This window comes from Nostoc sp. FACHB-133, from assembly GCF_014698055.1.
Lineage (GTDB): Bacteria > Cyanobacteriota > Cyanobacteriia > Cyanobacteriales > Nostocaceae > Nostoc.
The window spans coordinates 43,405-66,838 of sequence record NZ_JACJSH010000042.1; the positions used below are offsets into that span (position 1 = coordinate 43,405).

Consider the following 23,434-nt stretch of genomic DNA (forward strand, 5'->3'; position numbering starts at 1 on the left):
AGGTTTTAAGAATCGATATGATAGAAAAGTAGATAAAACTTAAAAAATATTTATCGAATGGTGCTTCAATCATCTGGCTTGTCCAAGGTCAAAGACTCATTCACACAAAAAATCTTCTTGGGTAATGAACCCAATGCGGAGTTAATTGCAATTCTCACCGTTTACTTTGTCCAAGGAATTTTAGGGCTATCGCGTTTAGCCGTGAGCTTTTTCCTCAAAGATGAACTGTTGCTGAGTCCAGTCCAGGTGTCGGCGCTATTGGGAATTGTCTTCCTACCTTGGATGATCAAGCCGGTGTTTGGTTTTATCTCTGATGGCTTACCTATATTTGGTTATCGTCGTCGTCCTTACTTAATTTTATCTGGGATACTGGGAACTGCTTCCTGGATGAGTTTGGCCACAATAGTTCATACTAGCTGGGCGGCTACGTTAGCGATCGCTCTTGGTTCTCTCTCCGTCGCCATGAGTGACGTGATAGTTGACTCGCTAGTTGTGGAACGTGCCAGAGGTGAATCCCAAGCAAAAGCCGGTTCACTACAATCTGTATGCTGGGGTGCTTCTGCGATCGGAGGTTTAATAACAGCATACTTTAGTGGTCTGCTGCTTCAATACTTTACTACCCGTACTGTCTTTGGAATTACCGCCTTATTCCCTCTTATTGTCTCAGGGGTAGCTTGGTTAATTGCTGAATCTCCCGTTAGTAAAGATACTAATGAGAGTAATCAAACTAACCCTTTACCAATCAAACATCAACTGAAGCAACTACGCCAAGCTATTACCCAAAAAACAATTTGGCTACCAACGGCTTTTGTCTTCATCTGGCAAGCTACCCCAAATGCTGAATCAGCCTTTTTCTACTTCTCTACCAACGAATTACACTTTGAACCAGAATTTTTGGGGCGGGTAAACTTGGTGACAAGTTTCGCTTCTTTAGCAGGTGTTTGGATTTTTCAACGTTTCCTCAAAAGCATTCCTTTTCGCGTGATTTTTGCTTGGAGTACCGTCCTTTCTTCAATGTTAGGGATGACGATGCTGTTGTTAGTGACTCACACAAATCGACTGTTGGGTATAGATGACCACTGGTTTAGTTTGGGCGATAGTCTTATTCTCACTGTGATGGGGAAAATTGCCTTTATGCAAGTCATGGTTCTAGCAGCAAGGCTTTGTCCCTCTGGAGTGGAAGCAACTTTATTTGCCTTGTTGATGTCGGTATTTAATTCAGCAGGAACGGTTTCCCAAGCATTGGGGGCATTAATCACCTATTGGCTAGGGATCACTGCAACTAATTTTGAGTCACTTTGGCTATTGGTGATAATTACTAACCTTAGTACGCTGTTACCCCTACCATTTATCAACTGGCTACCTGCTGCTGAAGAGCAAGCTGAGACATCCAAAGATGGGGAACAAGCTTTCTTACCTGATTTGATGTCTGAGTTGGTACTGACAGAACCAGAGTCAGAAATAGTGGAATAGTGTAATAAATCCAAGGTCGAGTCAGTGCGCTGCCTCCCTGTTGCAACCTTGCTGCAACAAAATTCTTTTTAGGTGTTACATATTTTTGTACAAGATAACAATAAAAAACAAAGCTTATGCATTTGAAAAGTCAAGGAAGCCCAGTTACAGAAAAATCTTATACTCGTGCAGATTGGCAAGGTGGGTATCAATCTCTCACCCAAGAATTTGATTATTGGATTGATGAAATAGAAGGACAAATTCCCAGAGAATTAGAAGGCACGCTATTTAGAAATGGCCCCGGTTTGCTGGATGTAAATGGGCAATCTTTTCATCACCCGTTTGATGGAGATGGGATGATTAGCAAAATTACTTTTAGCAACGGTCGTGCCCATTTTCGTAACCGCTTTGTTCGTACAACTGGGTATTTGGCAGAACAAAAGGCAGGAAAAATTCTTTATCGCGGTACTTTTGGTACTCAAAAACCCGGTGGTTGGCGAGCTAATATCTTTGATTTCAAACTCAAAAATATCGCTAATACAAATGTTATTTATTGGGGTGGTAAACTGCTAGCACTGTGGGAAGCTTCTGAAGCATATCATCTCGATCCCTACACTCTTGAAACTTTGGGAAATGAATATTTTAATGGTGCTTTGTCAGCAGGTGAAGCTTTCGCTGCCCATCCCCGCTTGGAAAAGAATTGTGAACAAGATGGGAGCGAACCTCGCCTAGTAAATTTCTCGATTAAGCCAGGCTTATCTACCACCATTACTATTTTCGAGCTAAACTTAGTGGGTGAAATTGTTAGACAGCAAGCTCATAAGGTTCCCGGTTTTTGTTTCATTCACGATTTTGTTATTACTCCCAACTACTGCATCTTCTTTCAAAATCCTGTCACATTTAATCCCATACCTTTTGCCTTGGGAATACGTGCGGCAGGAGAATGTATCAAATTTCAACCAAATCAGCCAACTAAAATTATAATTATTCCCCGCTTTCCCAAAGAAGGGCAAGAAGAGATAAAATTTCTGGAAACTCAGTCGGGTTTCGTCTTCCACCACGTTAATGCTTTTGAGGTAGGAGAGGAAGTTCTGATTGATTCTATTTGCTACCAAGATTTTCCAGAAGTAGAGCCTAAAAGTGATTTTCGACAAGTTGATTTTGAAGCTTCTTCACCTGGGCAACTTTGGCGATTTTATCTAAATCTCAAGAATGGGACAGTCCAGCGAGAATTGATTGATAGTCGCTGTTGCGAATTTCCCAGCATCCATCCGGCGAATGTGGGACACCCTTATCGATATCTATATATAGGTGCGGCTCATGCAGAGAGTGGTAATGCTCCCTTACAAGCATTACTGAAAATTGATTTACAGTCTGGAGAAAGACAGTTTTGGAGTGCTGCACCCCGTGGTTTTGTGGGTGAACCGATTTTTGTCCCGCGCCCAGATTCTGAAAAGGAAGATGATGGTTGGGTATTAGCTTTAGTTTATGATGCTGCCCATCACCGCTCAGATTTGGTAATTTTGGATGCTAGTGATTTCTCTAAAGGAGTGATTGCAAGGCTACATCTTAAGCATCATATTCCCTATGGTCTGCATGGAAGCTTTACTTCTGAAGTTTTTGGGGAAATTTGATCTTTTATTTGGATGAAACCATTTTTTCGCTGGCAATGATATGCAAATCGATATTTTTGAGCAAGCGCACCAATTTTTGCGTCAAAGATCCTTTGAGGAGCATTTGCCAGCGCGATCGCTGACTCTCTCCAATTACAATTTGGGTAATCCGATATTTCTCGGCAACTTCTGCGATCGCATTAGCTACGTTACTGTTAGTAACACGAATAAAAGTACCTTCAAATTCGTTACAGAGTTTCTCACAAGTGTGGATGTGTAGGCTTTCCTCCTTGGTGAGGAACCGTTCTGGATCGGCAACAAACAAAGTATAAAGTGGGGCATTCATGTAGCTAGCTAACCTCGCACCCCGGCGTAACAACTGTACTGAGTTGGGATAGGTGGATACACACACCAAAACGCGCTCATGAATATTACAGGATTGTCCATTGGGGATAGTAGCGATCGCATTTTCTTCTACGTTGTCTGCGACTTCGCGCAAAGCCAACTCCCGCAAAGCAATCAGGTTACGGCGTTGGAAAAAATTATCGAGGGATTGCTGGATTTTTTCGGATGCGTAAATCTTGCCTTCTAATAACCGTTCTTGCAGTGTTTCTGGCGTAACATCTACCACTAGTATTTCATCCGCATCATCCAGAATTCTGTCAGGAACACGCTCACGGACGACTACACCAGTAATTCTGGCTACTAAATCATTGAGACTTTCCAAATGTTGCACATTCATTGTGGAGTAGACATCAATACCTGCTGCCAAAACTACTTCTACATCTTCGTAGCGTTTTTCGCGTGGGCAACCAGGGACGTTGGTATGGGCAAGTTCATCGATTAAGACTAATTGGGGCGATCGCTTTAAAATAGCATCTGTATCCATATCCGTTAGTGTCAACTCACCGCGAAGATATTGCTTACGGGGTAAAATCTCCAGTCCCTCTGCCTTCTCCTCCGTATCCTTGCGTCCGTGAGTTTCCAAAAGCCCAACGATGACATCAATTCCTTCTTGTTTAAGTGCGTGTCCCTCTTCTAGCATCCGGTAGGTTTTCCCTACTCCAGGAGCCATACCAATAAATATTTTATGCTTACCCCGCCGTCGTGCCGGATAAAGTGAGTAACTTCCAGAATTTAAAGGTGCAGTGCCATTCAAACCAGTATTATTATCTGACATTTCATTCTTGGTTTCTATCGCAATCCTATTTCATCGGAAAACAGTGCTTTATCTATGCCCCTTATAAGTGCTGTTAGCCGATAACTAGATTTGAGTGCGTGAATAGTAAATCTGACTTGTTTTGCTCACAACGGACTAAACCTTAGCTATCCGCTAACAGAACTGTTTTGCCCAATTCCCAATTCCCAATTCCCAATGCCCTATGCCCATTTATTGATTTTGCTGACGATTAATATCTTGCAAGTCAAGAGCATAATTCAAGCGGAGAACATTGACTCCTGGCTCACCAAAAATCCATAAAAATCTGCCATCGGTATACTTGTTAATTAAACGTAGAATCTCATCTTCTTTAACTCCCCTTGCACCTGCAACCCGCGTCAATTGCTGTCGTGCTGCTTTGAAGGAAATATGCGGATCTAAACCAGAACCAGAGGTATAAATCATATCAGCGATCGGTTGAAGATTTTCGTCTCGCAATTGATTTGCCTCTTCTAGAATCCGCTTTAGTAGCTCTGGATTACTAGCAGCAAGATTGCTGGCTCCAGATATGCCAGTTGGCTTTGCTTTTTTTCCTTGGCTATATCTAACAGTACTGGGACGAGGATGGAAATATCGCTCAGATGTGAATAGTTGACCAATCAAAGCTGAACCAATTGGTTCATTATTTAGATTCAGCATAATACTGCCATTCGCTTGATAGGGCAAAAAAACTTGACCCACTACAAGGATGATCAGAGGATAGATGATTGCAGTCAACAACCAAAGCATTAGAGTTATAAAAATTGCTCTGATAGTTTCTCGAATAATAGCCATAAAAACTTTTCCAATGATTACTAAAATTAATTTTTAATTTTAATTCTTTTACCCAATTAGAACGATGTTCAAAGATGCTGCTAACAGCATAAATATCTAGGGCAATTACCACATTCAAGCACAGCAGGATAAAAATAGCGAGTGTGAGTGTTGTTTAAGCAATTGCGACCAAACAAAGAACATCGCCTGTATCAGATTTATCGACAAAAACTTTTCCCAAACATCGACCTGTTTATTCATATTCTTTTGGTTCTCTCTCTCAACGGTAAAAGTAAAAATGTTTATTATTTTACTTTGGTCAAGATGCGCTCGTTTCGCAGCGTCTCTACTTTTTCTATCCTTAAGCCAAACCTACAAGTGTAATCAGTATGTCTATCAACTTAATGGCGATAAATGGCGCAATTACCCCACCTAAGCCATAAATTAAGATATTGCGTTGGAGTAGCTGATTAGCTGTCAGTGGTCTAAACCGCACACCCTTCAATGCCAAGGGAATCAAAGCTGGAATAATCAAAGCATTATAAATCAGCGCTGATAGTACAGCAGACTTAGGGCTAGTCAAATTCATAATATTCAGGCTTTGTAGATTAGCAGCGACAAATATCACTGGGATAATTGCAAAATATTTAGCAATATCATTAGCGATAGAAAATGTCATCAAAGCTCCGCGAGTAATCAACAATTGTTTACCAATGCTAATGATATCGATCAGCTTTGTCGGATCGGAGTCCAAATCCACCATATTGGCGGCTTCTTTTGCAGCTTGTGTCCCTGTATTCATGGCAACGCCAACGTTAGCTTGGGCTAATGCGGGAGCATCGTTAGTCCCATCTCCCGTCATGGCAACTAGTTTACCTGCTGCTTGTTCCTTTTTAATGACGCTGATTTTGTCTTCTGGTGTGGCTTCAGCGATGAAGTCATCCACTCCAGCTTCTTTAGCAATGACAGAAGCTGTAATTTGGTTGTCTCCAGTTAGCATGATGGTACGCACTCCCATCCGTCGCAGTTGCTCAAAGCGATCGCGGATACCAGGTTTAACTATATCTTTGAGATAAATAACCCCATAGATTTCGTTATCTAGGCTAACTGCTAGGGGTGTACCTCCCAAGCGAGAAACTCGTTCGTAGGCAGCATCCAATTCTGGCGTATCGCGTCCGTTGCGAGAACGGACAAATCCTTTAATGGCTTCTACTGCTCCCTTCCTTGCCTCATACCCACCAGGTAAGTTAGTCCCACTCATCCGTGTTTTGGCGGAAAAATCAACTCCTTCTGCCTGGTTGGAATCAAAATCAAACCGTGCTACTAGTTTTTCTGCCAGTCGAATAATGGATTTACCTTCTGGTGTATTGTCAAAGACACTAGCCGCCCACGCAACATTAGCAATTTCTGATATTGAATGACCGTTGATAGGGATAAACTCTTCCGCCAAACGGTTGCCAAGAGTAATTGTACCTGTCTTATCAAGAACTAAAGTGTTTACATCACCACAGGCTTCAACTGCTTTTCCGGAAGTGGCAATGACGTTAAATTGGGCAACTCGATCCATACCAGCAATACCGATGGTACTGAGTAAGCCGCCAATGGTTGTAGGAATTAATGCCACTAATAGGGCAATTAAAGTTGGCACGCTGACTGGACTATTGACATAGTAAGCAAGTGCGGGCAGAGTTACCACGACTAACAAAAACACTAAGCTGAGAACTGCCAACAATACTGTCAGGGCAATTTCATTGGGTGTTTTGCTGCGTTCTGCCCCTTCTACTAGGGCAATCATCCGGTCAATAAAGCCTTTGCCTGGGTCAGTAGTGATCCGGATAATTAATTCATCTGAGATAATCCGCGTCCCACCAGTGACAGAACTGGAAACATCTGAGCCTGATTCTTTTAATACTGGTGCAGATTCTCCAGTAATTGCCGATTCATCTACTGAGGCAACGCCCATAATTACCTCGCCATCGCCGGGAATGATATCGCCAGCAATAACGTAAATGTTATCGCCCTGTCTCAGGCTGGTGGATGAAACTTCACTAATTGTGCCGTCGGGAGCGAGTTTTTTAGCGATCGCCTCTGATTTGGTTAATCTCAAGGCATCAGCTTGAGCTTTACCCTGCCCTTCTGCCACTGCTTCGGCAAAATTGGCAAACCAAACTGTAAAGAATAAAATCCCCGACAGTAAGCCATTGAAAAGTTGCGGGTTCTTTTGTAGGGCTGGGCCAAATAGATTGGGATCAATCGTTAGCAATAGAATGATGATTGTCCCCACCCAAACCACAAATATTACTGGATTTTTGATTACATACTTAGGGTTAAGCTTGACAAAAGCATCTCTAATTGCCCTTAAGTAAAGCCACTTTTTACTTGTCCTTGCTTTTTTACGTCCTTGACGGCGATCGCCAGAACGAGGATTTGGCCGTCTAGCTCTGAAGTTAGTTGCCACTTGATTCATGAATAAAGTTAGGAGTTAAAAGTTAAAAATTAGGAGTTAGGAGTTAGAAGTTAGGAGTTTCCAATAAAAAATAGATCCAACCTTTAGGGCACGCTATGCGATCGCTAACACAATGCCAAAGCGATGCTCGTTCCTACCTACCTTTATTCGCGTTCGATCGTCACCAGAAGGACGGACGATCGAACGCGAACAGCGTGTCGCAGACAAGACTTGCTAACACCATTCGCCTACGGTAGGAAATCCTCCTACAGCGATGGATTCAGCACAAAGCACTGGCTTCCCTACAAAACAGGATAATTTATTTATTTTTTGGTATTCTCTTAATTCCAGACTTATAACTCATAAATTTTCTAATTGCCAGATGCTAGTTTCAAACCCTCAGCTATGGGGCCTAAAGCTAAAACGGGAAAGAAAGTCAATACTCCCAAAACCAATGTCACTCCAGCAGTGATACCAGTAAATACTAGAGAATCAGTTCTTAGGGTACCAAGGGTTTCTTGTACTTGTTGTTTGCGAGACATACCATCAGCTAACAGCAGGATGGCAATTATCGGAATGTAGCGTCCTCCGATTAAGCTAACTAAAGTACTCAAGTTCCACCACAGGGTGTTATCTCTCAACCCTTCCAAGCCGGAGCCATTATTTGCGGCGGCTGAGGCGTATTCATAAACTACTTGAGAAATACCGTGATAGCCAGAGTTACTAATTCCAGAGAGAGAGATGGGATAAGCCAGGGCGATCGCACTGGGAATCAAAACTAGAATTGGGTGAATCAACAACACGACGCTGGCGAGGACAATTTCGCGTTTTTCAATTTTGCGTCCTAAAAACTCTGGGGTGCGTCCTGCCATTAGTCCAGTTAGAAACACTGTAAGAATTAAGTAAATAAATAAGTAAGCTGTTCCAGTGCCCTGACCACCCCAAATAACCTGGATAAATAAGTTGAAGAGAGTCGAAAATATTCCTTGGGGCATCAAAGAATCGTGCATCCCATTCACAGCACCAGACATAGTAGCAGTAGTCATAACTGCCCAAAATGCCGTTTGTAGCCAGCCAAATCGAACTTCTTTCCCCTCTAAATTGGGTTGTTCTAATCCAAAGGCGTTATTAACTAGGGGATTACCTTGCAATTCTCCTACGGCTGTCACTCCCACCAGAACGACAAAAATCACAAACACCATCCAAAAAAGCAGCCAAGCTTGTTTGATGTTGTTGGCGAATATACCGTAGGTGTAAATCAACGCTGCTGGGATAGAAATCATGGCGATCATTTCTATTAAGTTAGAAGCGCCATTGGGATTTTCAAAAGGATGTGCTGAGTTTACGCCAAAAAAGCCACCGCCGTTCTCGCCCAAAAGTTTGATCATTTCAAAGGATGCCACCGGGCCTCTGGCAAGATATTGTGTCCCGCCTTCTAAGGTTCTCACATCCATAGTCTTCGCTAATGTTTGTGGTACACCTGTTAGAAGTAAAGTGATCGCTCCAATAATCGAAATCGGTAGCAATATGCGCGTAATTGCACGGACGATATCGACATAAAAGTTTCCCAGCCTTCTACCTGTCAGCCCGCGAATAAAGGCAATTCCCACAGATAAACCGGTGGCTGCGGAAGTGAACATCAAAAAGCCTAAAGCCGCTACCTGGCTAAAATAACTTAAGGTTGTCTCACCAGCATAGTGCTGCTGGTCGGTATTCGTTACAAAGGAAATGGTTGTATGCAGTAATACATCCCAACTAGGCGCACCAAAACCGTTAGGATTCCAGGGCAAGAGCCTCTGAAAATATAACAGTAAATACACTGAAATACCCATAATCAGGTTGCTGTACAGTACAGCCCGGATATACTGCGAACCCGTCATATCATCTTTTCTGCGAACACCCGCTAGTACGAACATGCTTCGCTCTATGGGGTTCATTAAAAAATCCAGCAGTGTTCTTTCTCCCAAGAAGACATGGGCTATGTATCTACCGAGTAGTGGAGTAATTGCTATGACAATACACAGCGTTAAGCCAATTTGCAAAAAACCTTGTCCCATATATTTCGCGCAGGGTAAAATTTAAGTGCTAGCAAACCAATTATTAGAAATAACAGATTAACTGTTGAAGTATTTGATTTGGAGGAATTTAGTGATATCTCATATCACCGCCATTTTGCAATCTGGATTTACTATTTTCAGTTATTACTATCCAGATACTTATTTAACTTATTGTTAAAAATATTTAATCTTTACTTTTAATTCATCTATTTTGCTAGTTAGTATTATTTGTTTATACAATACATTTTGGAAGTTTGCTACGTTCAAAGAATATAAGTATTTAAGAGGATTTTATTAAATAAATCACGGGATGGGAAGGTTGTGTTAGATACTCTGTCCCTTGTGGACAACTACCCAGTCCCCAATCCTCAGCCCCCAGTCCCCTTTTTTGCATCTGGACAATCGTAATTTTCGGGTTAATGCTCAAGTGAATATTTGCAGATATAGATTGCAGATAAATCATAATCGCTGAATTAAATAGTTGTAAAGATTGTAGGATAAAGATTTTTTAGTAAATCAGAAATGACGATATTAAGTCGATTAGTGGCTATGAAAGAAGCTATAAATGGGCGTGGGGAGACTTATGGGCTAATAGTGATCGCCTTTGCGATCGTCATAGGCTTAGAATATTTGACACCACCTGAGTACGTATTTGGCTACCTCTACACAGGGACAATTTTGTTAGCAGATTCTCGATTGAGTCGGAAAGCAGTATTGGTGATCACTCTTGCCGCTACAGGATTAACATTATTGAATTTATTTATCCCCGGAGGAGAAATAATTTATCCCCCAACGTTGGCAAATCGGCTGATTGCAGTATTGGCGTTGATGGTAACGGGTTGGTTAAGCGATCGCAACCACCGCAATGAAGAAGCGATCGCTTCTTCACAAGCACAATTACGCTCCCAAGAACAACTAGCTATTATGCGTGAAGATTTTGTTTCTACCCTAACGCATGATTTGAAAACACCCCTATTAGGAGCAATTGAAACGCTGAAATATTTTCAAAATGAGCAATTTGGTGAAATCACGCCAATGCAAGCAAAAGTCCTCCAAACTATGGCTCGTAGTCATCGGAGTACACTGCAATTAGTGCAAACTCTTTTAGATGTATACCGTAATGATGCTGAAGGGCTGAAATTACAGATATCACCTGTTAACTTGGCAACTGTGGCAGAGGAGGTAATCGCTACCCTGGCTGAACTAGCGAGAACACGTCAGGTTTATATTTCTCTACACTATGGCGAATCAGATTTTCGGAGCTTTCTCTGGGTAAATGGCGATCCTTTGCAACTGGGGCGAGTCTTCACCAATCTCCTGAGTAATGGTATTAACCATACCCCCCGTGGCGGTAAAGTGGAAGTGGTACTTGAAGGTTATTCTAGCGATCAAGTGGTAAAAATACTCGATACTGGTTCCGGCTTTACAGAAGAAGAGTTACCCCACTTATTTGAGAGATTTTATCAAGGACATAGCGATCGCCACGTCTCAGGATCGGGACTAGGGCTTTATTTAACCAGACAAATTATCGCTGCTCATGGGGGTACAATTTGGGCAGAGAATCGCTCACCACGGGGAGCAATATTTGGTTTTCGACTCCCAGCTTGTCCACCACCGGGAGTAGGGGAGCAGGGGGGCAGGGAGCAGGGGAGGCAGGGGAAGAAGAACTATTTATTTACCAATGACTAATGACCAATGACTAATGACAAATGACCAATGACCAATGACAAATGACAAAAATCTTACTCGTTGAAGACGATGAATTGTTTCGGCTTGGTCTGCGGATGCGGTTGCAGCAAGAAACTACTTTGGAGATTGTCGCAGAAGCAGAAGATGGAGAACAAGCTGTAGAATTGGCAAATCGCTATCCCCTGGATTTGGTTTTACTAGATATAGGTTTACCGGGCATTGGTGGGATTGAAGCTTGTCGCCAAATCAAGCAGAAGCACCCAAATTTACCAATTCTCGTTTTAACGTCTCGTTCTGAGAAAGCTCTGATTTCACGGTTAATTGCAGCTGGGGCCCAAGGTTACTGTCTGAAAGGTATTCCTGCTGAGTCTCTGATCTTGGCAGTGCGATCGGTTGCAGCTGGCGCTTCATGGTGGGATCAAACGGCAACAACAGAAATTAGGGCAGCTTTTGAGGGCAATTCTACTGTGGCGCTACCTGCAAAAACTGAGGGAAACCTAGAAAATCCCTTAACGAAGCGCGAGCAAGAAATTTTGGCACTGGTAGCAGCTGGCAAAAGCAATCAAGAAATTGCTGAGATTCTCTACATTGCCCCTGGTACAGTGCGGGTTCATGTTCATACAATTTTGCAGAAACTAGAAGTACGCGATCGCACTCAAGCCGCAGTCTTAGCGATCCAAAAAGGATTAGTAGCACCAGAATTGTTGATTAACTAGATTAAAATTCAATCTTAAATACTTTTGTAGTAAGGACTTTAGTCCTCAAATATTCAAGCACTGAAGTGCTTACTACAAACCTATCAATGGACTATTTTAGATAAACCAGATTTCTCAATCTTTTACCCCAAGAAAATCACATAATATTTAATGGGTCTACATCAATAGTTAGGCTAACAGACGAAGGACAAAGCGATCGCACTTCTTCCCAATCTGGCAATTGTGGTAATGCATCGGGAGCAAATTTAATCAATATCTGCCAGCGATAACGATTAGCTACTCGTAAAATACTCGCTGGTGCTGGGCCTAATATCTCGAATTCTTCTTCTGTACTCAAGGCTGTAGCAATAATTTGGGCGGTATTTTGCACTTGAATGGGATCGAGACTACTTAAGCGCAACAAAATTAACCGCCCATAAGGGGGATAATTCAGGGCTTGGCGTTGTTCTAGTTCAGCCTGCGAGAAAGAGTGATAATCGTGCGATCGCACTGCTGCAATTACCTGATGCTCTGTAGTGTAAGTTTGTACAATCACCCTGCCTGGATCGTCTCCTCTACCAGCACGTCCAGCAACTTGAGTCAAGGTTTGAAATGCCCGTTCACTGGCACGATAATCTGATAAATTTAGCAATCCATCGGCGGCGACAACGCCCACAAGTGTCACCTGTGGTAAATCCAAACCTTTGGTAAGCATTTGCGTACCAACTAATAAATCCGCTTCGCCGTTGGCAAACTGGGTGAGTAGGGTACGGTGTGAGCCTTTGTTACGGGTGGTATCGCTATCAAAACGAATCAAGCGCAACTCTGGGAACTGTCGCGCTAATTCCTGCGTTACTCGCTGAGTACCGCTACCGAAAAATTTCAGGTAAGGGGAACTACAATCGGGGCAGTATTTGGGATGCGATCGCGCATAATTACAATAATGACAGCGCAATAATTCTGGTGCTTTTTCTTCGGTGTGGTGGTACGCCAATGACACATCACAGTGCGGACATTCCAACACATATCCACAACTCCGGCATGAGACAAAAGTACTGTGTCCCCGACGATGGATAAATAAAATTCCCTGTTGTTTTCTCTCTTGCAACTGTTGCAAAGCTTCTTGCAGCGATCTACTAAATATAGAACGATTTCCCTGCTGTAACTCTTGCCGCATATCGACTATTTCCACAGGCGGTAAAGGGCGGGAATTGATGCGTTCGGGCAAACTTAAATAATGAGTGCTGAGTGATGTTAGCGGTAGCGGGGCGTTTAGCCCGTGCTGAGTGAGGAGTGAGGAGTGAGGAGTTACGAATTCTCCCCCTGCTCCCCTGCTCCCCTGCTCCCCTGCTCCCCTGCTCCCTTGCCTCCCCACACTTACCCAAGTTTCCAAGGAAGGGGTGGCAGAACCTAACAATAAAGGGCAATTTTCTAATTCGGCTCGCCATTTGGCGACAGTGCGGGCATGGTAAGTAGGTATGGGTGAGTCTTGCTTAAAGCTACTGTCGTGTTCTTCATCTAAAATAATTAAACCCAAGTTGGGCAAAGGCGCGAAAACTGCGCTGCGCGTACCAATAACAACTTGGGGTTCTCCGGTGAGCATAAGCCGCCAAGTGTCGTAACGTTCACCGTCGGAGAGGGCGCTGTGATAAACGCTGACTTTATTGCCAAAACGGGCACGAAAACGATCAGTTAGCTGGGGTGTAAGTCCAATTTCTGGTACTAAGACAAGAGCAGATTTGCCTTGCTTGATGAGAGGTGCGATCGCTTGCAAATATACTTCGGTTTTTCCTGAACCTGTCACCCCATGCAATAAAACTTCAGCAAATCCATCTAATGTCTGGATTGTTTCCAAAGCGCTAGCTTGGGCAGCAGTTAAAGATTTAGCCCCATCGCCTGCTAATGCTGGGCCCTGTTCGGTTCGCAATACTTCCCGTTCTTCAATAACGATATAACCCTTTTGTGTCAGCGTTTTGAGGATAGAAGAACTAGCATTGCAAATTTGCAGTAATTCATTTTGCCACAACTCCCCATTATGCCGCCGCAGCACTTCCAAAATCTCTCGCTGCCGGGTAGTTAAGTCGCTATCAATTGTACCTGTGAGGGTGACTGCTTTTTGTAGCTTTGGTCGAGTCAACCGTGGCGGTTCTAAATAGCTTTCTACTAAACCGAATCGCAGTAACTCCCGAATTCCCCGATAGGCAGATTTGACTTTTTGTTGAAGGTAGGCAAAACTATAATCCCCCGCAGACTGCCCTTGCAAAAGTTCCCAAACTTGCCGCGCAGTAGGAGTCAAAAAAGCTAAAGGATTAGAAGATGCTAGCAAATAACTACTGCTCCCTGCTCCCCCTCCTCTAACAAGGCGGATACGGCGCTGCGATCGCCCCAGCAACCCTGGTGGCAGAGCAACCCGGATTACTTGAATCAGAGGCGTATAGTAATATGCAGCAACTCGATTGAGTAATTCCCAATAAGCACTTGGGAAAAATCCAACGCTGACTATATCTTCTACTTCCCGGATTTTTTCTGGTGCTAAATCAATATTTGGTTGTGCCAGTAACCGAATTGCGATCGCTCCTAATTGTTGTGCCCCAAATGGCACGCTCAAAATATCCCCTGGTTTTATTTCTAACTGGGCTGGCAATCGATAAGTAAATAATCCTGTACTTCCTGGACAGTCTACCAGTACTTCAACCCATCTATTAAGAGTTGTACCTGATTGGTACGATTCGCTAGGTTCAGCCACTACTAAAGGAGATAAACTTATGCCATTAATATACATAGTTCCTGACTATAAAGTTAGATGTTTTCCTCACATAGCTGGTCAAAATTAACCTAGCTAACTAAACTCTAATTTTTTGCTTTCTTAAATTTAAATAGTATTTTTCAATACTGTTATCCTTCATAATACTTGATAAGTTTCCTCTTATGTAATCTACTAGACAAATTCGTATCAACTATACATGCAATAAATATTTGGTACCCACTATATAAATAAAAGCATGTCGGCACTTGCTGCAACAGTTGCTCTATCTACTAAATAGGGAGTAGCCTTTTTCCGCCTATCGATAGATATTCAACCCTTTCTGTATATGAGATGCTTTTATACAAATAAGATCATCCCAAAATTAAGCTGCCATAATTGTAATTTGTATCATTTGGGTAACTTGAAATTGGGAAGGCATAACCCCATCACCAGGTTTTAAATTTATCCAGTGACTTCCAAATACCTAAACAGAAAAATATATATTTAAAAAAATATATGAAAGTTTAAGAATTTTGGATGGTTAGCTGAGATTTTTATGGTTGTTCAGGTTGAGAATGTTTGAGGGGGTTTGACATATTTGGTAATTAAGAAAAAAATGAAGAATATAATCTGTTAAAAGCCTGAGAAGAAAGTTTTGTTGGGTGCTAAGGTCAGTTACGTTATAGGTTGTATCTAACTGTAACCCATAGGTTGTAAGTAGATATAGATTTTTATTCTTGAATAGAAATTAGCAGAAGCTTCTATTTCGCCATATAAAGGGGTGCATTCGTCCATTAGGGAAAACTACCAAGCCTCAAACGAGTAGCTGTAACTAAATTATGTACCAAACAAAACAACAATCCCTAAAGGAAACTATGAACATTGTTGAATTGGGAAAAATGGAAATACTGGAGAATGCTGCTGATATTGAAGAACCATCACTCGATAGTTTAGATGCAGTGGCAGATGAAGAGCCTCCAATTGTAGTAGAAAATCTGGAATCAGATGAACGCGATGGAGATGACATGGCGGCGGCCCGCCCTTCGGGATACAATAAAACCGAGCATGATGATGCCGTCGGCGCGTTTTTTAAAGAGATGGCGCGTTATCCGCTTTTAAAAGCTGATGAAGAAGTAGAGTTAGCGCGGCGAGTTAGATTTCTAGAGGAAATTAGGGAATTACAAGCTGCTTTAAACTTAAAACTAGGACAGGAACCTACCAAACTAGAAGTAGCTTCCGAGCTAGAAATGACCGAAAAGCAACTAGAAAGTCGCTTGTATCAAGGTAGAGTAGCGAAACGCAAAATGATTCGCTCCAACTTGAGGTTAGTAGTTTCTATTGCCAAACGATATCTAAATCGGGGAGTGCCTTTTCTGGATTTAATTCAGGAAGGAGCAATGGGTTTAAATCGCGCTACAGAAAAGTTCGATCCAGATAAGGGATATAAGTTTTCTACTTATGCCTATTGGTGGATTAGACAAGCGATTACCAGGGCTATAGCTAACGATGCGCGGACAATCAGGCTACCTATTCATATTGTTGAAAAGCTTAACAAACTCAAAAAAGCTCAACGCGAACTAAAGCAAAAACTCTGTCGGAATCCTACCGAAGGTGAAATGGCAGAAGCTTTGGAAATTAGCGTACAACAACTACGCCAACTACAACAGCTACGCCGTCAAGCACTTTCTCTCAACCACCGTGTCGGTAAAGAAGAAGACACGGAATTGATGGATTTGCTAGAAGATGAAGATAACCTGTCTCCAGAAGCAAAAATGAATGAAAACATGATGCGTCAGGAGATTTGGGAAGTACTAGGTGATGTGTTAACTCCACGAGAAAAAGATGTGATTTCTCTGCGTTATGGTTTGACCACCAGCGAACCCTGTACGTTAGAAGAAGTTGGCAATATGTTCAATCTTTCCCGTGAGCGAGTGCGCCAAATTCAAAGCAAAGCGATGCGAAAATTGCGCCGTCCCCACATAGCTAAACGCTTAAAAGGTTGGTTGATTTAGTTACATTCACCAAAATAGAGACGCAATACCTGATCATCACTTCGTTCCCATTCAAAATTCAAAAATAGATATTTAATTTTGAATTTTGAATTACCCGCATGGTTTGACTTAATTAGCTCCAATAATGAATTTAGGGGCTGGTATATTTATATTTCTTGAGCTTCGACTACCGCAACTCTCAAAAAACGGTCATTCTGTACCTTTTTCGGCTTTTGTTTAGTCATTTTAAAAAAAATTGCACAGTTACCTATAGACTATGGACTATGAACTGTAGACTATAGACAAATGACTTCGTGTAGCAATTTGATTTTGCGTTTTGCTGAACCAACTGATTACAGCGTACTTTTTCAATTAATTCAGGGACTTGCTGAGTATGAAAAATTATCTCATGCTGTCACTGGCGATGCTATGGCACTTAAGGAGCATTTATTTGGTTCGCACAGATATATAGAAGCGATTTTAGCAGAAACTGCTGGTCAAGCTGTTGCTTTTGCCCTATTTTTTCATAATTATTCAACATTTTTGACCAAGCCCGGAATTTATCTGGAAGACTTATTTGTTTTACCAGAGTATCGTAGACAAGGTATTGGTAAAGCTCTTATTTCTAAAGTAGCTCAGATAGCTATAGAACGTGACTGTGGACGGTTAGAGTGGAGTGTGTTGGATTGGAATGAACCAGCTAAAGCATTCTACCGTAGTATAGGAGCATCTATATTAGATGATTGGCGAATTTGCCGTGTCACAGAAGACGCGCTTACGCAGTTAGGGGCTGTCAATTGAAGAAAAATTCAGCTATTCTGAATTCAGTAGTCAGAAAAGGTTGTTGGAAAAGTGTTTTTCTCTAAACTTTAAGCACTTTTAGATCCTCACTAACCCTCTTTAAAAAGGCTATTAATTAACCAGATATTGCTTAACATTTGCGAGCCTGATCATTTATTGATGACAAAAGCTAGCAGTAAAAATACAGGGTTGGGATTAGCGTAGACACGGAGCGGCTTGTCGTCTAGACATCGCTCATAAAATGATTGTGGAAAAACATGGTTGTCAAATTAGCGTCGAGTCCGAACTTGGCAAAGGCACAAAATTTGACAATTCATGTAGTACTGCCTAATTAGCTTGAGGACTTACACAAAACTTAACCAGGTAGGGGTACTCGCGCAGGGTATTGCCCTTACCTGTAAATCCTGGTTGTGGTTATTGTTTGCGTAAGCCGTAAGCTTAATCAAGAAACCTCTTTTAACTCTTTAGCTTTTACACTTTTCCTGCCACAACCAAGTCTTTCTTCAAAAGTTCCACTGCTGCTTGATATTGTAGATCCGCTTCAGTACCAATCTGTTCGCGGTTAATTGGATCTTGGGAAATCACTTTATCTGGCTTAATACCTAGTTTGTTAATATCCCGGTGTTGAGGAGTTTCATACTTAGCAATTGTGACTGCCAATCCCGAACCATCTGATAATTCAAATAAAGATTGAATTAAACCCTTACCAAAAGTGGTTTCGCCTACCAACTGGGCACGACCGTTATCTTGGAGTGCGCCAGCCAGAATTTCGCTAGCACTGGCAGTTCCTTGATTCACCAAAATTACCAGAGGATCGTTCGTCAGGGCTGGCCCAAAGGCTTCGAAACTACCCTGAATGCCTTGTCTATTCACAGTATAGACAATAGTACCAGTATCTAACCACTGACGGGCAATTTCAATTCCTGATTGCAATAATCCCCCAGGATTATTTCGTAAATCTAGAATGTAGGCAGCAGCGCCTTTTTTTTCTAGACTAGAAATAGCGTGTGCCAATTCCGTTGAAGCGTTGGCATTGAATTGAGTGAGACGTAGGTAGCCAATAGATGTACCTTCAGTGGAAACACGCAATTCTGAAACCACAGGGTTAAGAGCAATGCGATCGCGCGTTAATCTAATTTCCGTTTCTGGCTCTCCATCCCGTTCGATGAGGAGAGTAACAAGGCTGCCACTTGGCCCGCGCATTTTAGTTGCAGCTTCATCTAGGGTAAGATTTTTTGTGGGCACGCCTTCAATTTTAAGAATGCGATCGCGTGGTCTAATCCCCGCTTTGTCTGCTGGTGAACCTGCTATAGGAGCCACTACTTCCAACTTCCCAGTCTCAGGATTCAGGACAATTTGCAATCCTACCCCAGTCAGTTCCCCAGAGGTATTGACCTTTAAGCTGCGGTACTGTTCCGGGTCTAAAAAGCGGGTAAAAGGGTCATCGAGGCTCTTGAGCATCTTCCCAATTGCCGCATAACTGGCATTTGAGTCTGTAAGCGGCTTCTCTAGAACCTTTTGCCGCACAGCCGCCCAGTTTTGATGATTAAAAGTCTCATCTAGATAAGTGCGATTAACAATTCGCCAAACTTCGGAAACCAGCTTTTGTTCCCCCGTTAAAGCCAGCGCAGGCTGGGTCAGCGTACCAAACGCCAACCAAAACGCCATTAACAACGAAAATCCAACCCGAAAGACTTGTTTGTTCATGAACCCCATTATCAATTCCACCTCAACCCAAATTGCCTAGAAATGCTCAGTTGCTCTGTTGTTGATGAAATCTATCTCTCGATTATGTTACTTTTTTTATAGAAGTGGTGCATTTCTCTCATCAAGTTGTTCAGTCAACTGATGCGTTGTATCCACTCGCGAAAGGATAAAATCTACTTTGTGTCCACCATTTTCTGTGCAGGGGCGTAAAGAGATCGCAATATATTCCTTCTTTACAGAGTGTAAAGTTTCTGAAGACTCTTAGCACGCTGAAAGCTGACAAGCAAACGAAATAAACTCGTCTTTACTAAAATCCCAAAATTGCTAATTGGGAGAGAAGTCATAAGAGGCGGCTTATGAGAAGTCCATAGACAATTCTGTTGTTACCCTAGCCTGCGGCAACCCCTTGGGCGAACCCGCAGGATGCCGAGGCTTGGAACCATCAGAATTTTAGTCGCCGATTTAGAGCTTCGGGATTTATCAACCGCAACCGACTTTTAGGAACTTGAGATTGTATGGCCAACGTTTACGACTGGTTTGAGGAACGCCTGGAGATTCAGGCACTCGCTGAAGACGTTACTAGTAAGTACGTCCCTCCCCACGTCAACATCTTCTACTGCTTGGGTGGTATTACCCTGGTTTGCTTTCTCATCCAGTTTGCCACTGGATTTGCCATGACGTTCTACTACAGGCCAACAGTCACTGAAGCGTTCTCCTCAGTGGAGTACATCATGAATGAAGTAAACTTCGGTTGGCTAATTCGCTCCATCCATCGCTGGTCTGCCAGCATGATGGTGTTAATGATGATTTTGCACGTCTTCCGGGTTTATCTCACAGGTGGTTTTAAAAAGCCCCGCGAACTAACTTGGGTTAGCGGTGTCATCCTAGCTGTAATTACAGTTTCCTTTGGAGTCACCGGCTATTCCCTACCTTGGGATCAAGTTGGCTACTGGGCTGTAAAAATCGTTAGCGGCGTACCAGAAGCAATTCCCGTAGTTGGCGTTCTGATCTCCGACCTGCTGCGCGGCGGTTCAAGTGTTGGTCAAGCAACACTAACTCGTTACTACAGCGCACACACCTTTGTGCTGCCTTGGTTGATTGCAGTCTTCATGCTGTTTCACTTCTTGATGATCCGCAAGCAAGGCATTTCCGGGCCTTTGTAATCTCAATTATTAGCGAAAGGCAAGATTTGTCAGTTTTCAGATGAAGTTGTTTGTTTTAAACTTATGAAACACAATAAATTTAATTGCACATAAGTTCCAAAAATAAACACTTCATCTGAAGCCTAAAGCTGTAAATTCCTTCCAAGCGGATAACCGTAGACAAACAAAACGCTGCTTTTTGCCTGCTAGGTTTGCCTAGTAGCTGATAGCCTTCACAAATGCTTTAATTTAACTTAAGCAGGAGAGCACATTTCAAAATGGCAACACAAAAAAAACCTGACCTGAGCGATCCTCAGTTAAGAGCCAAACTCGCCAAAGGCATGGGTCACAATTACTATGGTGAACCCGCTTGGCCTAATGACTTGCTTTATGTCTTTCCAATCGTGATCATGGGTTCCTTCGCTGCAATTGTGGCTCTAGCTGTGCTAGATCCTGCAATGACCGGTGAACCAGCAAATCCTTTCGCCACACCATTGGAAATTTTACCAGAGTGGTACTTGTATCCAGTCTTCCAAATTTTGCGATCGCTTCCTAACAAACTTTTAGGAGTGTTAGCAATGGGTTCTGTACCAGTTGGGCTAATTCTCGTTCCTTTTATTGAGAACGTCAACAAGTTCCAAAATCCCTTCCGTCGCCCAGTTGCAACCACAGTTTTCCTCGTTGGTACTCTTGTCACCGTGTGGCTGGGTATTGGTGCTGCCTTGCCATTGGATAAATCTTTGACCTTGGGACTATTCTAAATTAGTCACCACAAAGTGCTTTGACGCCTGTGAGTTTCAAGAGCATATTACAAATATGTTTTTGGAAGAAATCTACAGGCGTCAATTTTAATAGTTCAGATTGCATTCGGGATCTGGAGTTTTGGATTGAAAAGCTATCTCAAAATCTAAAATCACCAAAATTCATCAAATATAAACATTTTTCACTTAATTAACGTAAGTTGCTAGTTACAACGCTATAAATGCCAAAATCGTTCATGTTTTGTATTTTGGTAGATAAAATATCTCAATTTAGATTTTTCTACATCAGAGAAATTTGGCGAATCATGCAAAATTTAATAACTAGCAACTTGGGTTTATTTATATTTAAGTCACAGTTAATGTTTACCATAGTGCAGCAAGACCATCTGAAGGTTAAGAGCGAACTCAGCCTCCTAAACCAGGTGCAAGAATGGTTCGAGCAATTTTGTCTGCAACATCTGTCTCAACTTGGCTGGTCAAAAACCCAACTAGATCGCCTCAATTTAGCATTAGCAGAAGGTTTTACCAACGCTGTTCGTCACGCTCATCATGCTTTACCCCCAGAAACAACCATTGAAATTAACGTTGATCTGTGGATTGATCGACTAGAGATTAGAATTTGGGATTATGGAAAACCTTTTAATCCTGATGCGATCGCAGAGCCAGCACCAGGTACTCTACAAGTAGGTGGGTATGGATGGTTCCTCCTCCGGCGGTTGGCAGACCGTGTTGTATACGAACGTGGTGCAGATGGTAGAAATTGCCTTCTCATCGTCAAATACTCTGTAGAAGCACAATAATAAACGTGAATTTAAACCACTTACTTCAAAACAGAAGTATGAGCAAAAAAACTCTCTGCTACAAAATGTAGTTACTTGATTGATAAAAGTATATTCCTTTTTCAATATTATTTGAATTGGAGTAATGTATTTTTTACGTAAAATTGCTTAGTTATTATGATTTTTTGGTAAAATCTCAAAAATATTTTTGTATAAAAAGAATTAATGAATACAGTAAAGATAGCATTCGAGTTATATTAGCTCCCTTGTTAAGATTTGTCAGCAGTGTTGAGAGCCGGAATGTTTGTTCTCCAACAACTGCTATTTAGTCCTTAATAGAGATAGAGATAATAGGGGACAGATTATGACTAAAACAGCCCTCATTACAGGAATAACTGGTCAAGATGGCTATTATCTCAGCCATTTGCTCCTCAACCGTGGCTATCGAGTTGTAGGATTAGTACCTCCCCATCGACAACCTAATTTGACAAAGCTGGGAACACTGGCGAATCAGGTAGAAATTTTTACGGTTGACTTGAGGGATAGTGGGGCGCTGTTGACCGCAGTTGAGCAACTACGTCCCCAAGAAATCTACAATTTGGCGGCTCCCAGTTTTGTACCCGACTCTTGGAACGACCCATTAGGAACCCTAGATTTGATCACTGGTACAGCTACCAGACTTTTGGAAGCTGTACGACAGGTTGGTTTGTCTACCAGATTTTATCAAGCCAGCAGTTCGGAAATGTTTGGCGATGTATTTAGTTCGCCTCAAGATGAGGAAACGCCTTTTCGTCCCAAAAATCCCTATGCTGCGGCCAAGATGCACGCCCACTGGACGATGGTGCATCACAGACAGCGCTATGGATTATTTGCCTGTAGTGGAATTTTATATAACCATGAGTCTCCTCTCCGCGCACCTCAGTTTGTAACCCGAAAAGTTTCTTTGGCAGCCGCATCGATTAAATTGGGTTTAACTGACACCTTAGAAATGGGTAATTTAGATGCGAAACGCGATTGGGGCTTTGCGGGAGATTACGTAGAAGCTATGTGGCTCATGTTGCAAGTCGATGAACCAGAAGAGTATGTGATTGGCACTGGTAAACTGCACAGCGTTAGAGATTTAGTTGCCACAGCTTTTGAGTCTGTCGGATTGGATTGGACGCGCTATATAGTTTTAAATACCAGTTTATTGAGACAAGACGAGCATTTTCAACTAGTAGCTGACCCTAGTAAAGCTAAAAGAAATCTTGGTTGGGAACCCCAAGTGAGTTTTGAGGAACTTTTAGAAAAAATGGTAAAAACAGATTTAGAGCGGTTACAAAGCGGTGCGATTGCGCCCTTAACCCAAGTATAAATAACCTAATATGCATATCACTAAAGTGACACAAAACCTAAAGGTAGGTGATAAAGTTAACCAAAAAACTAACCATGTCTTCGTGTTTTTAGAAATTTTTGCCCACGAAGGTGGTATTCAATCATATATAAGTAGGACAGGGTGAAAAAACCAAATTGTGTAAAGATAAGTAAATACACATAATGTATCTACCACGGTAACAGGTATATGGGCAGCCGTTTAAGGGTAT

At 42.2% G+C, this 23,434-nt stretch carries 16 protein-coding genes; 10 read left to right on the forward strand and 6 right to left on the reverse strand.

Going from position 1 to position 23,434, the window contains the following annotated elements:
• Positions 1 to 57 precede the first annotated feature (57 nt).
• Both H6G86_RS26740 and H6G86_RS26745 read left to right on the forward strand, forming a co-directional pair.
• Positions 58 to 1,473 (forward strand): folate/biopterin family MFS transporter, encoded by a 1,416-nt coding sequence (locus tag H6G86_RS26740; RefSeq protein ID WP_190936849.1) that lies wholly within the window; start codon positions 58 to 60, stop codon positions 1,471 to 1,473.
• A gap of 116 nt (positions 1,474 to 1,589) precedes the next feature.
• Positions 1,590 to 3,086 carry a carotenoid oxygenase family protein gene (locus H6G86_RS26745; RefSeq protein WP_190936850.1) on the forward strand — a complete coding sequence of 499 codons (1,497 nt, stop codon included), beginning with the start codon at positions 1,590 to 1,592 and terminating at the stop codon, positions 3,084 to 3,086.
• Between the two features lie 4 nt (positions 3,087 to 3,090).
• On the opposite strand, the gene H6G86_RS26750 is transcribed toward H6G86_RS26745, so the two are convergent.
• The 4 genes from H6G86_RS26750 to kdpA all read right to left on the reverse strand — a co-directional run bounded on the left by H6G86_RS26750 (position 3,091) and on the right by kdpA (position 9,540).
• Positions 3,091 to 4,245, reverse strand: a complete 1,155-nt coding sequence (locus H6G86_RS26750; protein WP_190936851.1) for a universal stress protein — start codon at positions 4,243 to 4,245, stop codon at positions 3,091 to 3,093.
• Between the two features lie 210 nt (positions 4,246 to 4,455).
• Complete coding sequence (kdpC, locus tag H6G86_RS26755; RefSeq protein ID WP_012407111.1) at positions 4,456 to 5,058, reverse strand: K(+)-transporting ATPase subunit C; 603 nt, start codon at positions 5,056 to 5,058, stop codon at positions 4,456 to 4,458.
• 340 nt (positions 5,059 to 5,398) lie between these two features.
• Positions 5,399 to 7,504: a potassium-transporting ATPase subunit KdpB gene (gene kdpB / locus H6G86_RS26760; RefSeq protein ID WP_190936852.1), complete on the reverse strand. Its 2,106-nt coding sequence runs from the start codon at positions 7,502 to 7,504 to the stop codon at positions 5,399 to 5,401.
• A gap of 350 nt (positions 7,505 to 7,854) precedes the next feature.
• On the reverse strand, positions 7,855 to 9,540 hold the full coding sequence (gene kdpA, locus H6G86_RS26765; RefSeq protein WP_190936853.1) for a potassium-transporting ATPase subunit KdpA: 1,686 nt from the start codon (positions 9,538 to 9,540) through the stop codon (positions 7,855 to 7,857).
• A 522-nt stretch (positions 9,541 to 10,062) separates the two neighbouring features.
• On the opposite strand from kdpA, the gene H6G86_RS26770 reads away from it, so the two are divergent.
• Positions 10,063 to 11,229: a sensor histidine kinase gene (locus H6G86_RS26770; protein WP_242064992.1), complete on the forward strand. Its 1,167-nt coding sequence runs from the start codon at positions 10,063 to 10,065 to the stop codon at positions 11,227 to 11,229.
• A 41-nt stretch (positions 11,230 to 11,270) separates the two neighbouring features.
• Positions 11,271 to 11,945: a response regulator transcription factor gene (locus tag H6G86_RS26775; protein ID WP_190936854.1), complete on the forward strand. Its 675-nt coding sequence runs from the start codon at positions 11,271 to 11,273 to the stop codon at positions 11,943 to 11,945.
• Positions 11,946 to 12,081: 136 nt separating this feature from the next.
• On the opposite strand, the gene priA is transcribed toward H6G86_RS26775, so the two are convergent.
• A complete protein-coding gene (gene priA, locus H6G86_RS26780) occupies positions 12,082 to 14,706 on the reverse strand; it encodes a primosomal protein N' (protein ID WP_190936855.1) in 2,625 nt (874 codons plus the stop codon).
• Between the two features lie 803 nt (positions 14,707 to 15,509).
• Between priA and H6G86_RS26785 the strand changes: the two genes are divergently transcribed.
• On the forward strand, positions 15,510 to 16,682 hold the full coding sequence (locus H6G86_RS26785; protein ID WP_114083591.1) for an RpoD/SigA family RNA polymerase sigma factor: 1,173 nt from the start codon (positions 15,510 to 15,512) through the stop codon (positions 16,680 to 16,682).
• A gap of 285 nt (positions 16,683 to 16,967) precedes the next feature.
• Positions 16,968 to 17,462: a GNAT family N-acetyltransferase gene (locus tag H6G86_RS26790; RefSeq protein WP_190936856.1), complete on the forward strand. Its 495-nt coding sequence runs from the start codon at positions 16,968 to 16,970 to the stop codon at positions 17,460 to 17,462.
• A gap of 471 nt (positions 17,463 to 17,933) precedes the next feature.
• Here the strand turns inward: H6G86_RS26790 and ctpA are convergent, their stop codons facing one another.
• Positions 17,934 to 19,178 (reverse strand): carboxyl-terminal processing protease CtpA, encoded by a 1,245-nt coding sequence (gene ctpA / locus H6G86_RS26795; RefSeq protein ID WP_190936857.1) that lies wholly within the window; start codon positions 19,176 to 19,178, stop codon positions 17,934 to 17,936.
• A gap of 506 nt (positions 19,179 to 19,684) precedes the next feature.
• Here ctpA and petB point away from each other — a divergent pair.
• From petB to H6G86_RS26815, 4 genes are all read left to right on the forward strand, one after another.
• A complete protein-coding gene (petB, locus tag H6G86_RS26800; protein WP_012407121.1) occupies positions 19,685 to 20,332 on the forward strand; it encodes a cytochrome b6 in 648 nt (215 codons plus the stop codon).
• 257 nt (positions 20,333 to 20,589) lie between these two features.
• Positions 20,590 to 21,072 carry a cytochrome b6-f complex subunit IV gene (gene petD, locus H6G86_RS26805; RefSeq protein ID WP_012407122.1) on the forward strand — a complete coding sequence of 161 codons (483 nt, stop codon included), beginning with the start codon at positions 20,590 to 20,592 and terminating at the stop codon, positions 21,070 to 21,072.
• Between the two features lie 359 nt (positions 21,073 to 21,431).
• Entirely contained in the window at positions 21,432 to 21,872 is a 441-nt protein-coding gene (locus H6G86_RS26810) for an ATP-binding protein (protein ID WP_041565844.1), read from the forward strand.
• 343 nt (positions 21,873 to 22,215) lie between these two features.
• On the forward strand, positions 22,216 to 23,205 hold the full coding sequence (locus tag H6G86_RS26815) for a GDP-mannose 4,6-dehydratase (protein ID WP_190936858.1): 990 nt from the start codon (positions 22,216 to 22,218) through the stop codon (positions 23,203 to 23,205).
• Positions 23,206 to 23,434: the final 229 nt, after the last annotated feature.

Coding starts and splice junctions, on each gene's coding strand:
- H6G86_RS26740 (WP_190936849.1), top strand. CDS start 58: ATGGTGCTTCAATCATCTGGCTTGTCCAAGGTCAAAGACTCATTCACA.
- H6G86_RS26750 (WP_190936851.1), bottom strand. CDS start 4,245: ATGTCAGATAATAATACTGGTTTGAATGGCACTGCACCTTTAAATTCT.
- priA (WP_190936855.1), bottom strand. CDS start 14,706: ATGTATATTAATGGCATAAGTTTATCTCCTTTAGTAGTGGCTGAACCT.
- H6G86_RS26775 (WP_190936854.1), top strand. CDS start 11,271: ATGACAAAAATCTTACTCGTTGAAGACGATGAATTGTTTCGGCTTGGT.
- kdpA (WP_190936853.1), bottom strand. CDS start 9,540: ATGGGACAAGGTTTTTTGCAAATTGGCTTAACGCTGTGTATTGTCATA.
- kdpB (WP_190936852.1), bottom strand. CDS start 7,504: ATGAATCAAGTGGCAACTAACTTCAGAGCTAGACGGCCAAATCCTCGT.
- H6G86_RS26785 (WP_114083591.1), top strand. CDS start 15,510: ATGTACCAAACAAAACAACAATCCCTAAAGGAAACTATGAACATTGTT.
- H6G86_RS26810 (WP_041565844.1), top strand. CDS start 21,432: ATGTTTACCATAGTGCAGCAAGACCATCTGAAGGTTAAGAGCGAACTC.
- H6G86_RS26790 (WP_190936856.1), top strand. CDS start 16,968: ATGACTTCGTGTAGCAATTTGATTTTGCGTTTTGCTGAACCAACTGAT.
- kdpC (WP_012407111.1), bottom strand. CDS start 5,058: ATGGCTATTATTCGAGAAACTATCAGAGCAATTTTTATAACTCTAATG.
- petD (WP_012407122.1), top strand. CDS start 20,590: ATGGCAACACAAAAAAAACCTGACCTGAGCGATCCTCAGTTAAGAGCC.
- H6G86_RS26770 (WP_242064992.1), top strand. CDS start 10,063: ATGACGATATTAAGTCGATTAGTGGCTATGAAAGAAGCTATAAATGGG.
- ctpA (WP_190936857.1), bottom strand. CDS start 19,178: ATGGGGTTCATGAACAAACAAGTCTTTCGGGTTGGATTTTCGTTGTTA.
- petB (WP_012407121.1), top strand. CDS start 19,685: ATGGCCAACGTTTACGACTGGTTTGAGGAACGCCTGGAGATTCAGGCA.
- H6G86_RS26815 (WP_190936858.1), top strand. CDS start 22,216: ATGACTAAAACAGCCCTCATTACAGGAATAACTGGTCAAGATGGCTAT.
- H6G86_RS26745 (WP_190936850.1), top strand. CDS start 1,590: ATGCATTTGAAAAGTCAAGGAAGCCCAGTTACAGAAAAATCTTATACT.